The organism is Maribacter aquimaris (assembly GCF_014596745.1).
Classification (GTDB): Bacteria; Bacteroidota; Bacteroidia; order Flavobacteriales; family Flavobacteriaceae; genus Maribacter_A; species Maribacter_A aquimaris.
Genome location: NZ_JABTCF010000016.1, coordinates 48,540 through 63,360, shown reverse-complemented (window position 1 = coordinate 63,360; position 14,821 = coordinate 48,540). Strand labels below are relative to the sequence as shown.

Below are 14,821 nucleotides of genomic sequence, written 5' to 3'. Positions count from 1 at the left end.
AGAAATCCCATGATATGACCAGCGGGCTTTGGTTGAAATGACATGAGCCCCTGACCTCAACAACACTAAACCAATCTTGAGACCCTATGTTGTAATTCAGGAATGACCGTTTCTTCAAACCAAGGGTTCTTTGTCAACCAGAATCGATTCCTTGGAGATGGATGTGGTAAAGGAAAATAATCAGGGAGAAAGGTTTTATAAGCCCCCACCGTTTCAGTGAGTGTTCTCTTGGCTTCATTTCCCAAATAGTATTTTTGTGCATACATACCAATAACCACGACCAATTCCACATTAGGCATTTTAGAAAGTAATGGTTTATGCCACAGCGGTGCACATTCGGGTCTGGGAGGTAGATCGCCCGACTTACCTTTTCCCGGATAACAGAAACCCATCGGAACTAAAGCTATCTTAGAGGCATCATAAAAGTCCCGATCCGATACACCCAACCATTTTCGAAGTTGTTTACCACTGGGGTCGTCCCATGGCACTCCTGTTTTATGCACCTTTATTCCCGGGGCCTGCCCAATAATCACAATTTTGGATGCTGGATCTGCGGTCACGATAGGGTTAGGTCCCAATGGCAAATGGGCCTTACACAGTTCACAACTTCGTATTTCCGAAAGTAATTTTTGCATTATTTTTTTCCCGAAACCACAATTACAATTTCACCTTTGGGGGGCTTTTCGGTATAATACCCGAGGACTTCCTTAACCGTACCCCGAATGGTCTCCTCATAGAGTTTGGTCAGTTCACGCGAAACGGAAATCAATCGATCCTCCCCAAAATACACTGAAAAATGAGTCAAGGTCTTTAATAATTTATGGGGCGATTCGTAAAAAATCATGGTACGTGCTTCCTCTGCCAAAAGCTTCAATCGGGTTTGTCTTCCTTTTTTTACCGGGAGAAAGCCTTCGAATACAAACCGGTCGTTGGGCAACCCACTGTTCACCAAGGCAGGTACGAATGCTGTTGGTCCAGGAAGACATTCAACTTCAATACCGTGCTCCAAACAAGCCCTCGTCAGTAAAAATCCCGGGTCAGAGATTGCCGGCGTACCCGCATCCGAAATCAAGGCGATATCACCTAGGCTATTTTTTAGTCGCTGTACCAGGTTATCAACCGTTTTATGCTCATTGTGCATATGGTGACTTTGCATTGGGGTACCAATTTCAAAATGGTGCAACAGTTTGCCACTGGTACGGGTATCTTCCGCCAAGACCAGTTCAACTTCCTTTAAAACCCTTATGGCACGTAATGTGATATCCTCAAGATTGCCAATCGGGGTCGGTACAATATACAGTTTACCCATGCACTAAAAATAAATAGCCGAAAGTTACCAAACCAACTTTCGGCCAAAGTATTAATCCTTATTTGAACAATCTAAGAGAATTTACGGGCTATTAAAGCCTTAAATCGCTCCTCATATTGTTCCTTGCCTTTCCAGTTGTTATAATCGGGTTTCACCATATTATCAATAAAGGCAATACTGCGTTCCTCTGAATCTATGGTGTTCAATTGTGATAATACCCTGTTGTAATCTTCCGTGCTATCATTAAAAAGATGTTTTACAAAGGCCAAGCGATTATTCAAATCGATTTTCAACTCCTTTTCCGCCAACTTATCATTCAGCGATTTTACTTTTGTATCCTTTTGTATGCCACTATCCGCAGTAGGCGTAAACAACTCCTTGTCGTCCTTCATTACATGGGGTTTGCCCATAAACTCCTTCAAGACCTCATCAATGCCTTCACCACTGGGCATCTCAGAGACCATATCCTTGATGGTCTGCATCCCTGGGGTAATGATATCCTCCTCATGCGGATTACTTTCAGGTACCGATGAATTGGCGCTCAACACCGCATTTGCCATCTTTTCAAACTTGGCTGCAATTACATTCTTGGTCACATCTACCTCTATATCGTTCAATTCTTCTTCAATGAATTTCAATACCGCCAATTTTTCATAGAGGCTCTTTGCGGTCTCATATAGTTCACTGATTTCATTTAAATTATTGGAATTGATTATGTCCTTCGACATTTTTACCAATTCCTCTTTCAATTTTCTTTTCATCTTTTATTTTCTTTTGGAAAAAAGTGGGTCAATTTTGAATAACTTTATCCTTCTATTTATAAACAACGAAAAAAGACCTTATTTTCGTCTTAAAATTACAAAATGTTTCTCGAAAATACCGTTAATCATGAAGAACAATTCGGCTGGATAGAGGTTATCTGTGGCTCTATGTTCTCCGGTAAGACCGAGGAATTGATCCGTCGGCTAAAGCGCGCCCAATTCGCAAAACAAAAGGTTGAGATCTTTAAACCTATGATCGATACGCGATACGATGAAGCCATGGTGGTCTCCCACGATGCGAACGAAATACGTTCTACCCCGGTACCTGCCGCTGCCAATATCCGTATTTTGGCTGACACCTGCGATGTTATTGGTATTGATGAAGCCCAATTTTTTGATGATGAAATCGTAACTGTATGTAATGATTTGGCCAACAAAGGGATACGTGTTATCGTTGCTGGTCTTGACATGGATTTTAAAGGCAATCCCTTTGGTCCTATGCCCGCTTTAATGGCAACTGCCGAATATGTGACCAAAGTACATGCCGTTTGTACACGAACCGGAAATTTAGCGAACTATAGTTTTAGAAAAGCTAGTAGTGATGACTTGGTCATGCTGGGGGAAACCAACGAATATGAACCTTTGAGCAGGGCCGCCTACTACAAGGCAATGCTAAAGGAAAGGGTAAGGGATATTGATGTGGATGTTGAGGAAATCCCTAAAACTAAAAAAGACACCAATGCCAAAAACCCTTGAAACCGTTTTAGAGATCGATCTTAATGCTCTAGAACATAATTTTAAGTATCTAAAGTCCCGTTTAAAACCAGATACTAAATTTTTAGCCGTAGTCAAGGCTTTCGCCTATGGTTCCGAAGCAACGAGTATTGCCAAAAAAATGGAGGCTTTAGGCATTGATTATTTTGCTGTTGCTTACACTAAGGAAGGAATTGCCCTGCGTAAAGCCGGCATTGGCAAACCTATTCTGGTATTGCACCCACAACCCATACATTTTGATGCGCTTATCGAAAATTGCTTGGAGCCAAGCCTATATTCCCCCAAAATCTTAAAAGAGTTCATAGCGGCCGCAAAACAGAACAATCAAAAGAATTACCCGGTTCATATAAAATTCAATACCGGTTTGAATCGTTTGGGGTTTTCAGGGAATGATGTTGATTATATCCTAAATCAGCTCAAGGATAGGGAGGAACTGAAAATCACATCCATCCTTTCCCATTTGGCCGCCACCGAGGATCCCAATGAAAGGGAGTTTACCCTAAAACAGATTGATACATTCACTGACATCGCCTTGGAATTTGAGGAAAAACTGGGCTATAGCCCTCTTAAACATATCCTCAACACCTCTGGTATCATCAATTATCCTGAAGCCCAGTTTAACATGGTCCGTAGTGGTATCGGACTTTATGGTCTTGGCAATGAACCTGATATCGATTCCCAATTAAAACCTGTAATGACCTTAAAAACGGTTATTTCCCAAATCCATAAAATAGAACCCCATGAAAGTGTAGGGTACAACAGGGCCTATTCCTCTAATACCCCACGGGTAACAGCAACACTCCCCATTGGGCATGCCGACGGCATTGGTCGACAATACGGCAATGGTAAGGCTTTTGTCAATGTCAATGGGAAAATGGCACCCATTATAGGCAATGTCTGTATGGACATGATCATGATCGACGTTACCGACATTCAATGCGCTGAAGGGGATGAGGTCATCATTTTTGGCAAACACCCCAATGCAGATACGTTCGCGGCCTATGGAAATACCATTTCCTATGAACTGTTAACCGCTATATCACAAAGGGTTACTAGGGTATTGAAGGGGGAATAAAATACTATTTAACATTTTGTTAGCAACCCTTTTTTTGCCTACATTGCAGGCACATTAATAATTAACTATAAAAAACACTAAAATGTTAAAAGAATTCAAGAATTTTATTATGACCGGCAATGTAATTGACTTTGCCGTTGCTGTTATTCTTGCAGGAGCCGTAGGCCTTGTAGTAAACGGATTTGTAGCTGATATCATTATGCCGATTGTAGGTCACTTCGCAGGAGGTATGGACTTTGCCAACCTAAAAATTGTATTGACCGAGGCTTCCGGAGTTGAAGGAGCGGAAGGATATGTTGCTGAAAATGCAATTCGTTGGGGTAAATGGATTAACACCATCGTTAACTTATTGATCGTAGGTTTCGTAATGTTTATGATCGTAAAGGCTTATAACAAATCAAAAACTCCACCAGCACCAGCTGCACCAGCAGGTCCAAGTCAAGAAGATTTATTGGCTGAAATCAGGGACTTGTTGAAAAAACAATAGTCTACATATATGCCAGTTTTACTACTGGCAACCGCTACACTGGAAATTAACTTAACCGATCCTTAATCAGGGTCGGTTTTTTTTATTTATGTATGTGGATATTATGGCCTTACTGGGGAACCTAATTCATATGAATCAATTGATTGTTATATTTATAACATTATGTTATATTTTGATTAATAGAACTGATTTGTCTTGTTCGATCTAATTGCATGAACTACATTTGCCTTCTAAATTAAATTAATTATGAAAGTTGCAGTTGTCGGGGCCACCGGAATGGTTGGCGAAGTAATGCTAAAAGTATTGGCAGAACGTAATTTCCCTATTACCGAATTATTATTGGTAGCGTCAGAACGTTCTGTAGGTAAGATATTAAAATATAAGGGAGAAGACCATACCGTTATAGGTCTTTCAGATGCTGTTGCAGCCAAACCCGATGTTGCTATATTTTCGGCCGGTGGGGATACTTCCACCGAATGGGCTCCAAAATTCGCTGCAGTAGGTACCACCGTAGTGGACAATTCCTCTGCTTGGCGTATGGATCCCACTAAAAAATTGATCGTACCCGAGATCAATGCCAACGAATTAACATCAGAAGATAAGATCATAGCCAATCCCAATTGCTCTACCATTCAAATGGTGATGGCCTTGGCACCTCTACATAATAAGTATAAAATGAAACGTGTTGTGGTTTCTACCTACCAATCCGTTTCAGGAACCGGCGTAAAAGCCGTTCAACAATTGGAGAATGAGATTGCCGGAGTTAAGGGTGAAATGGCTTATCCCTATCCCATAAGTCGTAATGCTTTGCCACATTGCGACGTATTCCTAGAAAATGGGTATACCAAGGAAGAAATGAAATTGGCCCAAGAGCCCCAAAAAATATTCAATGACAGAACTTTCTCCGTTTCGGCAACCGCCGTGCGTATTCCTACGGCCGGTGGCCATTCAGAATCGGTAAACGTTGAGTTTCTAAACGATTTTGATTTGAACGAAGTCCGTCAATTATTAAACAATACACCCGGTGTTACGGTTCAGGACAATCCCGATACCAACACCTACCCCATGCCCATATACGCCCATGATAAGGACGAGGTATTCGTAGGTCGTATACGTAGGGATGAAACCCAAAGAAACACCTTGAATATGTGGATCGTTGCCGATAACCTTAGAAAAGGGGCCGCAACGAATGCCGTACAAATCGCGGAATATTTAGTCGAAAACAAATTGGTCTAGAACCAAGTTTCTAGAGAATCTTAACGCCTAAAACCTTTGGATACGAATTAGTTCCAAAGGTTTTTTTGTATTAATTTTAGGACCAATTAATCTCATGGTCCATGAAAAAATACATATTATTTCCGGTTGCTGCCCTTCTCCTTGGTGCATGCAATACCACAACCCAAAAAGAACCCATAACAGTGAATTACCCTACCACCCATAAAGCCGATTCCGTAGATACTTATTTTGGAAGTGAAGTAAAAGACCCCTATCGTTGGTTAGAGGATGATCGCAGTCCCGAAACCGAAGCTTGGGTCAAGGAACAGAATATCACCACTTTTGGCTACTTGGAAAAAATACCATTTCGGGCCGACCTTAAGAACCGACTTGAAAAATTATGGAATTATGAAAAATTGGGCTCCCCATTCAAGGAAGGGGATTACACCTATTTTTATAAGAATGATGGACTACAGAACCAATACGTGGTTTATCGCCAAAAAGGCGAAGGGGAACCAGAGGTGTTTTTAGACCCCAATACCTTCTCCGAAGATGGCACTACTTCCTTGGCCGGACTCCATTTTACCGAGGACGGTTCCATGGCTGCCTACCTTATCTCGGAAGGCGGTAGTGATTGGCGTAAAGCCATCGTTTTAAATGCCAAAACCAAGGAAATTGTCGAAGACACCTTGATCGATATCAAGTTCAGTGGCGTTTCCTGGAAAGGCAATGATGGTTTTTATTATTCCAGTTATGACAAACCCAAAGGAAGCGAACTTTCTGCCAAAACAGACCAGCACAAAGTATATTACCATAAGATAGGTACTCCACAAAAGGAGGATCAGGTTATTTATGGAGCCAAACCTGCGGAAAAGCATCGGTATGTTTTCGCTAGCGTCAGTAAGGATAATCGTTATTTGTATATCTCCGCCTCGATCTCTACCTCCGGGAACAAGCTTTTTATAAAAGATTTGACCCAACCCAATGCAAAGCTTCAAACCATTTTGGATGATACCGAAACCGATAGTCATGTCATCGACAATGTAGGTTCAAAACTGTATATCGTTACCAATTTAAATGCCCCTAACCAGAAAATCGTCACTGTGGATGCTTCAAATCCCACACCTGAACATTGGGTGGATTTTATCCCTGAAACAGAAAATGTACTCTCCCCAAATACTGGTGGCGGGTATTTCTTTGCCGAATACATGGTAGATGCCATTTCAAAAGTATTCCAGTATGATTATGATGGCAAATTGGTTCGTGAGGTACAATTACCCGGTTTGGGTAGCGCCTCCGGTTTTGGTGGAAAGAAAGAGGATAAGGAATTTTATTTTTCGTTCACCAATTACAATACGCCAGGCTCTTCGTATAAATACAATGTAGAAAATGGGGAATACCTACAATATTGGAAACCGGAAATAGATTTCAATCCAGAGGATTACGAATCGCACCAGGTATTCTACAACTCAAAGGATGGCACCAAAATACCTATGATCATCACCTATAAAAAAGGGTTGGAGTTGAATGGAAAGAATCCAACGATTCTTTATGGCTATGGCGGTTTCAACATCAGCCTAACCCCATCTTTCAGTATTGGGAATGCGGTTTGGATGGAACAAGGAGGCATATATGCCGTTCCAAATCTTAGAGGGGGTGGGGAATACGGTAAAAAATGGCACGATGCAGGTATCAAGACCAAAAAGCAAAATGTTTTTGACGATTTTATTGCCGCTGCCGAATACCTAATTGCCAATAAGTATACCTCCAAAGACTACTTGGCCATTCGCGGGGGCAGTAATGGTGGACTACTAGTTGGAGCCACCATGACCCAACGCCCGGATTTGATGAAGGTGGCCTTGCCTGCCGTTGGGGTCTTGGATATGTTACGCTACCATACCTTTACGGCAGGTGCAGGTTGGGCCTATGATTATGGCACATCGGAAGACAGTAAGGAAATGTTCGAATACCTCAAGGGATATTCTCCTGTACACAATGTAAAAGAAGGAACTGAATATCCCGCCACCCTGATAACCACTGGTGACCACGATGATCGGGTGGTGCCCGCCCATAGTTTTAAGTTTGCAGCGGAACTCCAAGCGAAACAAATAGGTTCAAACCCAACATTGATTCGAATAGAAACCAATGCCGGTCATGGTGCGGGTACTCCCGTTAGCAAAACCATAGAGCAATATGCAGACATTTTTGGGTTTACCCTGTACAACATGGGGTATGAGGAACTACCGAATAAAGCGGTATTTAAAGAATTCAAGGAATAATACAAATTTTGCATCAATATAATAACGCAAAGTCCGTTTCCCTTTTGAGACGGACTTTTATACCTTTAAAAAGAACTATTTTATGCTGCTTTTAGACCATGTTTCCTTTCGTTACAATACTTCCCCTGTTCTTGAGGACATCGATCTAAAAGTGCAGCAGGGTCAACATGTCTCTATTATTGGCGAAAGCGGTTGTGGCAAGAGCACCTTATTAAAGATCATTTACGGACTTTTACATGTTGAGGACGGGGCATTATTTTGGGATGACAACCGGATTTTGGGTCCCAATTTCAATTTGGTACCGGGCGAGCCTTACATGAAATACCTGTCCCAGGATTTTGACCTTATGCCTTTTACCATGGTCGAGGAAAATGTGAGTCAGTTTTTATCGGTCTTTGAACCCGAGCGGCTCAAGGAACGCACACAAGAATTACTCGAGATGATCGAGTTGACCGAATTTGCCAAGGTAAAGGTCAAATATTTAAGTGGTGGACAACAACAACGCGTGGCCTTGGCACGGGTCCTAGCCCAACGTCCCGAGGTACTGCTACTCGACGAACCTTTTAGCCATATCGACAACTTTCGGAAAAATAGCCTCCGTCGAAACCTTTTCGGCTATCTAAAGGAAAAAGGGGTGACGGTAATCACGGCTACCCACGACCACAATGATATGCTGCCTTTTGCCGATACCGTGGTGGTACTGAAAAACGGGAAGATCATTGCCAAGGATACCCCGAAGAATTTGTTTGAACATCCTAAAGACCTATATATCGCAGGTTTATTCGGTGAAGCAAATCTAATACCCATTAATATTATTAAATCCTATGCCGACACCCAACGTCGTATCATTGTTTACGCCCATGAATTTAGGGTATCCCAAAAATCGGGATTGGAGGTCAAAGTAAAGCGTTCATACTATAAGGGCGGGTATTTTATGATTGAAGGTCTCTACGAAGGACAAAGCATCTTTTTCAACCATGGGTCAGCCTTGGAAGCCTATAAAAAAGTATTTTTGAATGTTTCGATCGATACCATAAACCAACGTTTGAATATACAGTCATCATGAATAAAGCCGGCCTACTCCAAGAACTGAATTTAAAAGCGGTCAGAAGCAGTGGGGCAGGCGGACAACATGTGAATAAAGTTTCGACGAAAGTGGAACTTGCCTTTGATGTTGCCAACTCCAGCGCACTTTCATCCATCGAAAAAGAACGTGTACTCCACAAACTTGCCAATAGACTCACCAAGGACAATATATTGATGCTACAAGCCGATGCCACCCGGAGTCAATTAAAAAACAAGGAACTGGTTATCAAACGTTTTTTGGAGCTCTTGGAGAATGCCATTAAAATCAAAAAAAAGCGCAGAAAGACAAAACCGTCGAGATCATCGGTAGAAAAAAGATTGCGCAAAAAGAAAAAAGATGCCTTAAAAAAGGCAAACCGTGGTCGGCCAAAATTGGATTGACCTATTTAAACGATTTCCAAAATTCGTAGTTCATTCCCATTAAAATTAATGGTATCGCCCACACCTTTCCCAAACAGCATAATGCCAATTGGGGTATTCAAGGAAATGCAATAATACCTTTCAGATCCTATTTTATATTCCCCTGCAGAGATAGCCAAAAAGTAATGTGCCCCAGCTGTCTTTACCAAACTACCCAAGGAAGCTATTTCCTTTTTCGAGGATATATCAACCTTATCCAATACTTGTTTCATATTCTCAGCCTCTGACAATTGCTTGCCTAATTTTTCCCTTTCCAATTGAAGCATGGCCCTTCCTGTCTCATGCTTGTCCCCGGCACTACTTTTCGTTTCTGAGGTCAAAGCTTCTTGAACTTCTTCCATTTGGGATTGGATCCGGAAAATACGTTCCTGTACAAAATCCATACAGAATTTATACAAGTTCTTTTTTAGGTCTAGACTGTTCATTAATCAATAATTAAATTCGATAATCAGTAAACTTAGGATATTCCATATCAAACCTCATCGAGTCTCATTGTGGTACAAATCGGCCAATCGATACATTAGAAAACCGATTATATGATCCTCCGTACTACCTGTTCTATACATTCTGTAAACTTCATTCTTGTTCTCTGCCTTAAAGAAATCGAAATCATTGGAACGAAACTCACTAAAAATATTCCATGATTTAAGTCCCTCTAACATTCGTTTATGGGCATTGTACTTTTTTATGACGTTACCAAGATCTTTTCTGAATGTCCTGTCCTTGGCTATACTTGAATCCTGTTGCATCGAATTCCAACGATCATATTCCGCCCTTAACCGGCTATCAGCATGTTCTGCCTCTGTAATGATCTTAAAATAAGCCCTTGAAACCAAGGACCCGAAACGCACTTCAAAAAGTGCCTCCATATCCAAATGTGTGGTGTAATCTTCTTCTAGAATTACGTCTTCCGATGTAGTGGCATAAAGTTGATCATATGTGGGTCTTTCCTTGGAATTATCGGCTACCAACGAATTTTTCCAGGCTTCCGATTTAATGATCTCTTTCCACAGACGCGTATATTCCCGCTGATAATTGGACTTGGACGAAATGCAACTACCGAAAACCATTAAAAACAGAACAGCGATAGCCGTTTTAATAAATCCCCCCAATGTACTCTTGGTCATAAAAAATCATTTTAAATAAAAAAAACGTATCGATAGTACACGGATACTATCGATAACAATTATTCATAGCACTTATAAATGATTTTGAGGCAGAATAAGACCTAGGGCGGGTCGCTGATCAAACAGACCTACAATATAAAAATAAAAATGTACAATGGGTAATTTCTAAAACGAAAGTTCCGCCAAATCACGCCCTATTTGGCTGCCAATGGCCACCCCCATTCCTCCCAATCGCACACCGCAATACACATTGTTTGAAAGTTGTTTTAATATTGGCTTTTTTACGGTTCCAACCCCCATCGTTCCGCTCCATCTTCTTTCCACCTCAAAAGGTGTATTGGGCAAAATGATTTCGGCCAACATTTTATCCAAACGGTTTTGAATCAATGGTGTCTCGCTTTGTTCATAGGTTTCCTCTCCCTTAAAATCCAAATTACGACCTCCCCCGAAAAGTATTCGGTTATCGATGTTCCTAAAATAGTAATAACCCTCATCCAAATGGAAAGTTCCCTTGACATGAAGATTGGGAATAGGTTTTGTTACCAGGACCTGGGCACGTGCAGGTTGCACCTTTTCTTTTATAAGTTGGGAAGCAAACCCATTCGTAGCAATCATTAATTTCTTGGTTGTATAGGCAAAAGCATTTGTCCTTACCTCCACCCCGTTACCGGTTTCTTGAAATTCCTCGACCTGTATGGCATTCCAAACCCGAATATCGTTTTTGGCAACCAAATGTAGGAGGGACTTCATCATTGTACCGGTATCAATCTGGGCCTCAAGGATATTTGTAATGTACTGCTCCTTAATATTTTTAAAATGGAATCGGTTCTCTTGTAATTGAAATGCCGACTTTTTGAAAACCGGTTTCAAAAGGGTGTTTACCCTTTCAAGGCTTTCCCTACATGTGGTATACAGCTCTTCCTTGTTCTCCATAAAGAGCTCGTGGCCCCCATACTGTAGATAACCAATAGCGGAATCACCTAAGTTCTTTCGCAGTAATTGTATTCCGTTCCATCGTTGACCTACCAATTGCACCACTTCGTCCTCAGAATGACGGTTTATATCAGCGATTATCTCGGAAATACTACCAAAACAAGCGAAACCGGCATTTTTGGTACTTGCCCCCTCTGGTAAAATACCCTTTTCGAGCACTACAATTTTAGCCAGTGGATATTTTTGACGTAAGACCAGGGCGCAATTCAGCCCAACAATGCCACTACCCACAATGGTATAATCGATATTGGACAACCATGTTTTATATTCCCAATAGCTCAGGTTCATACGGTAAGATAAAAAAAACCCTGACGATTTTGTCAGGGCCTTGCATTTTATTCTTCCGGTGGGGGATCCATTACAAAATCCTCCATGAACTTGGTGGTATAGTTACCCGCCAGATAATCGGGATGCACCATGAGCTGTCTGTGAAAAGGTATGGTGGTTTTCACCCCTTCAATAACAAATTCATCCAGTGCCCGTTTCATTTTATTGATTGCCTCTTCCCGGGTTTGGGCCGTGGTAATCAACTTCGCAATCATAGAATCGTAATTGGGTGGAATCGTATAACCACTATACACATGGGTATCCATACGCACACCATGGCCCCCTGGGGTATGAAGTGTCGTAATTCTACCTGGTGAAGGCCTAAAATTATTATAAGGATCCTCGGCATTGATCCTACATTCTATAGCGTGTAATTTCGGATAATAATTTTTCCCGGAGATTGGAACTCCACCAGCTACCAAAATCTGCTCCCGAATCAAATCGTAATCAACAACCTGTTCTGTAATCGGATGCTCTACTTGGATACGGGTGTTCATTTCCATAAAAAAGAAATTCCGGTGCTTATCGACTAGAAATTCTATAGTGCCCGCTCCTTCGTATTTAATAAATTCCGCGGCTTTTACGGCAGCATTACCCATATCTTCCCGAAGTTTATCGGTCATATAGGGTGAAGGGGTTTCCTCTGTAAGTTTTTGATGCCTTCGTTGTATGGAACAATCCCGTTCAGACAAATGGCATGCCTTACCGTATTGATCACCGATAATCTGAATTTCAATATGGCGTGGTTCCTCAATCAATTTTTCCATATACATTCCACCATTGCCAAAAGCAGCAGTAGCTTCCTGAACCGCACTATCGAAGAGGTCTTCCATATCTTCCTCTTTCCAAACGGCACGCATTCCCTTACCACCACCACCGGCAGTTGCCTTAATCATAACGGGATAACCCATTTTTTTGGCCACCTTCTTGGCATCAGCTACGTCTTTCAATAGACCCTCAGACCCTGGAACGGTAGGAACACCCGCTTTTTTCATGGTTTCCTTGGCCGAAGCCTTATCGCCCATACGATCAATATGCTCTCCCGAAGCCCCAATGAACTTAATATCGTGCTCGGCACATATCTTGGAGAATTTTGAGTTTTCAGATAGGAAGCCATACCCTGGGTGAATGGCATCGGCATTGGTTATTTCCGCCGCCGCAATAATATTTGGAATTTTAAGATAGGATTCGCTACTCGGTGCAGGACCAATACAAACAGCCTCATCTGCAAACCGTACATGTAAACTTTCCTCATCGGCTTTTGAATATACAGCTACGGTCTTTATTCCCATTTCCTTACAGGTCCGAATAATTCGCAGTGCAATCTCACCCCTATTTGCAATAAGTATTTTTTTGAACATCTTCTGTCGTTTTAAGTTTAAGCATTCCGTTTTAAATAGTGCAGTGCACCTATTTTCAACTTAAAATGCACTAAGATGGATCAACCAAGAATAAAGGTTGATCAAACTCTACCGGAGATGCATCATCGACCAATATCTTAACAATCTTACCAGAAACTTCAGATTCAATATCATTGAATAATTTCATCGCTTCAATAACACAAAGCACATCCCCTTTGGCTATAGTCGACCCCACTTCTACAAATGAAGGTTTATCAGGCGAAGGTTTTCTGTAGAATGTACCAATAATCGGTGATTTGATGGTTATGAATTTAGAAGCCTCTTCAGCCTTGGCTTGATCTGCGGCTGTAGGTGCAGGTGCCTCAGTAGCAACTGGTGCCAAGGGTGCTTGGGCAACCGGCACTTGATGCACATAAGTAGTCTCATGACCACTGGTTGCTGAACCTGTTCTAATGGTGATCTTAATATCATCGGTTTCCAATTTCACCTCACTCGCCCCTGATTTGGCGACAAACTTTATTAGACTTTGAATTTCTTTAATATCCATGGAAAATAATTTATATAATTGATTGCTTATTTGTTATATGCCCATTTTAGATAAGCAGAACCCCAAGTAAATCCACCCCCGAAAGCAGCGAATACTAGATTGTCCCCTTTTTTTAATTGATTCTCATAATCATAAAGTAACAAAGGTAAGGTAGCTGAAGTTGTATTACCATATTTATTGATATTCATCATTACCTTTGAGTTGTCCAAGCCCATTCTATTGGCCGTTGCATCGATAATTCGTTTATTTGCCTGATGGGGCACCAACCATGCCACATCTTTTTCAATAAGGCCGTTTCGTTCCATAATTCTGGCTGCGACATCAGCCATGTTGGAAACCGCAAACTTAAATACGGTTCTACCTTCTTGATAAATAAAGTGCTTTCTGTTCTTTACGGTTTCTTCCGTTGCCGGCATTAAAGACCCACCTGCATCCATACCTAAATAAGGCCTTCCACTACCATCCGATCTTAAATACTCATCCTGCATGCCCAAACCTTCGGTATTGGGTTCAAAAAGTACGGCACCGGCACCATCCCCAAAGATAATACATGTAGTCCTATCGGTATAATCAATTATAGAGGACATTTTATCGGCCCCTATCAATAAAACCTTTTTGTACTTACCGGATTCAATATAACTGGCCGCTGTAGACATGCCAAACAAAAAACTGGAACATGCGGCCAATAGATCATAAGCAAAAGCATTGGTCGCCCCTATTTCAGATGCTACGAAAGCCGCCGTTGAGGCTACTAGGCTATCGGGGGTTGCAGTGGCTACTATGACTAGGTCTATCTCGGTAGGATCAACATCCTTTTTTTTCATTAAATCCTTTACGGCCTGGATTGCCAAGTACGATGAGCCTTGGCCCTCCTCTTCCTTTAGAACCCTTCGTTCCTTGATGCCCGTTCGTGTAGTGATCCATTCATCATTGGTGTCAACCATGCCCTCGAGCATTTGGTTGGTCATGATGAATTTGGGGACATAGCCCCCGACAGCTGTGATCGCTGCACTTAGTTTACCCATATTAACTTATGTTATAAATCAAAAACTTTCAAAAA

The 14,821-nt window shown here is 41.6% G+C and carries 16 protein-coding genes; 7 read left to right on the top strand and 9 right to left on the bottom strand.

Annotated elements, in window-relative coordinates; all coding sequences use genetic code 11:
• Window positions 1-65 precede the first annotated feature (65 nt).
• The 3 genes from HPE56_RS19085 to HPE56_RS19075 all read right to left on the bottom strand — a co-directional run bounded on the left by HPE56_RS19085 (window position 66) and on the right by HPE56_RS19075 (window position 2,070).
• Window positions 66-635, bottom strand: a complete 570-nt coding sequence (locus HPE56_RS19085) for a uracil-DNA glycosylase family protein (protein WP_188245341.1) — start codon at window positions 633-635, stop codon at window positions 66-68.
• Window positions 635-1,309, bottom strand: a complete 675-nt coding sequence (rsmI, locus tag HPE56_RS19080) for a 16S rRNA (cytidine(1402)-2'-O)-methyltransferase (RefSeq protein WP_188245340.1) — start codon at window positions 1,307-1,309, stop codon at window positions 635-637. Before rsmI ends, HPE56_RS19085 begins: the two co-directional genes overlap by 1 nt.
• Before the next feature lie 71 nt (window positions 1,310-1,380).
• Complete coding sequence (locus HPE56_RS19075; RefSeq protein WP_188245339.1) at window positions 1,381-2,070, bottom strand: hypothetical protein; 690 nt, start codon at window positions 2,068-2,070, stop codon at window positions 1,381-1,383.
• Between the two features lie 102 nt (window positions 2,071-2,172).
• Here HPE56_RS19075 and HPE56_RS19070 point away from each other — a divergent pair, with 102 nt between their 5' ends.
• The 7 genes from HPE56_RS19070 (at window position 2,173) to arfB (ending at window position 9,367) form a co-directional block, all read left to right on the top strand.
• Window positions 2,173-2,826 (top strand): thymidine kinase, encoded by a 654-nt coding sequence (locus HPE56_RS19070; RefSeq protein WP_188245338.1) that lies wholly within the window; start codon window positions 2,173-2,175, stop codon window positions 2,824-2,826.
• Window positions 2,810-3,919, top strand: a complete 1,110-nt coding sequence (gene alr, locus HPE56_RS19065; RefSeq protein ID WP_188245337.1) for an alanine racemase — start codon at window positions 2,810-2,812, stop codon at window positions 3,917-3,919. The genes HPE56_RS19070 and alr overlap by 17 nt, the downstream gene beginning before the upstream one ends.
• Before the next feature lie 82 nt (window positions 3,920-4,001).
• Window positions 4,002-4,406, top strand: a complete 405-nt coding sequence (mscL, locus tag HPE56_RS19060; RefSeq protein WP_188245336.1) for a large conductance mechanosensitive channel protein MscL — start codon at window positions 4,002-4,004, stop codon at window positions 4,404-4,406.
• Window positions 4,407-4,652: 246 nt separating this feature from the next.
• Complete coding sequence (locus HPE56_RS19055; RefSeq protein ID WP_188245335.1) at window positions 4,653-5,642, top strand: aspartate-semialdehyde dehydrogenase; 990 nt, start codon at window positions 4,653-4,655, stop codon at window positions 5,640-5,642.
• Window positions 5,643-5,743: 101 nt separating this feature from the next.
• Window positions 5,744-7,900 (top strand): prolyl oligopeptidase family serine peptidase, encoded by a 2,157-nt coding sequence (locus HPE56_RS19050; RefSeq protein ID WP_188245334.1) that lies wholly within the window; start codon window positions 5,744-5,746, stop codon window positions 7,898-7,900.
• An 82-nt stretch (window positions 7,901-7,982) separates the two neighbouring features.
• Window positions 7,983-8,966, top strand: coding sequence for an ABC transporter ATP-binding protein (locus HPE56_RS19045; protein ID WP_188245333.1), 984 nt, complete (start codon window positions 7,983-7,985; stop codon window positions 8,964-8,966).
• A complete protein-coding gene (gene arfB / locus HPE56_RS19040; protein WP_188245332.1) occupies window positions 8,963-9,367 on the top strand; it encodes an alternative ribosome rescue aminoacyl-tRNA hydrolase ArfB in 405 nt (134 codons plus the stop codon). Before HPE56_RS19045 ends, arfB begins: the two co-directional genes overlap by 4 nt.
• Window positions 9,368-9,372: 5 nt before the next feature.
• Here the strand turns inward: arfB and HPE56_RS19035 are convergent, their stop codons facing one another.
• The 6 genes from HPE56_RS19035 to HPE56_RS19010 all read right to left on the bottom strand — a co-directional run bounded on the left by HPE56_RS19035 (window position 9,373) and on the right by HPE56_RS19010 (window position 14,786).
• Window positions 9,373-9,831 carry a 3-oxoacyl-ACP synthase gene (locus tag HPE56_RS19035; protein ID WP_188245331.1) on the bottom strand — a complete coding sequence of 153 codons (459 nt, stop codon included), beginning with the start codon at window positions 9,829-9,831 and terminating at the stop codon, window positions 9,373-9,375.
• 54 nt (window positions 9,832-9,885) lie between these two features.
• Complete coding sequence (locus HPE56_RS19030; RefSeq protein WP_188245330.1) at window positions 9,886-10,533, bottom strand: hypothetical protein; 648 nt, start codon at window positions 10,531-10,533, stop codon at window positions 9,886-9,888.
• A gap of 165 nt (window positions 10,534-10,698) precedes the next feature.
• Entirely contained in the window at window positions 10,699-11,814 is a 1,116-nt protein-coding gene (locus tag HPE56_RS19025; RefSeq protein WP_188245329.1) for an NAD(P)/FAD-dependent oxidoreductase, read from the bottom strand.
• Between the two features lie 47 nt (window positions 11,815-11,861).
• Window positions 11,862-13,214, bottom strand: a complete 1,353-nt coding sequence (gene accC / locus HPE56_RS19020) for an acetyl-CoA carboxylase biotin carboxylase subunit (RefSeq protein ID WP_188245328.1) — start codon at window positions 13,212-13,214, stop codon at window positions 11,862-11,864.
• A 70-nt stretch (window positions 13,215-13,284) separates the two neighbouring features.
• The gene (gene accB / locus HPE56_RS19015; protein WP_188245327.1) at window positions 13,285-13,761 is read right to left on the bottom strand and encodes an acetyl-CoA carboxylase biotin carboxyl carrier protein; all 477 of its coding nucleotides are present in this window, start codon (window positions 13,759-13,761) and stop codon (window positions 13,285-13,287) included.
• A 26-nt stretch (window positions 13,762-13,787) separates the two neighbouring features.
• Window positions 13,788-14,786: a beta-ketoacyl-ACP synthase III gene (locus HPE56_RS19010; RefSeq protein ID WP_188245326.1), complete on the bottom strand. Its 999-nt coding sequence runs from the start codon at window positions 14,784-14,786 to the stop codon at window positions 13,788-13,790.
• Window positions 14,787-14,821: the final 35 nt, after the last annotated feature.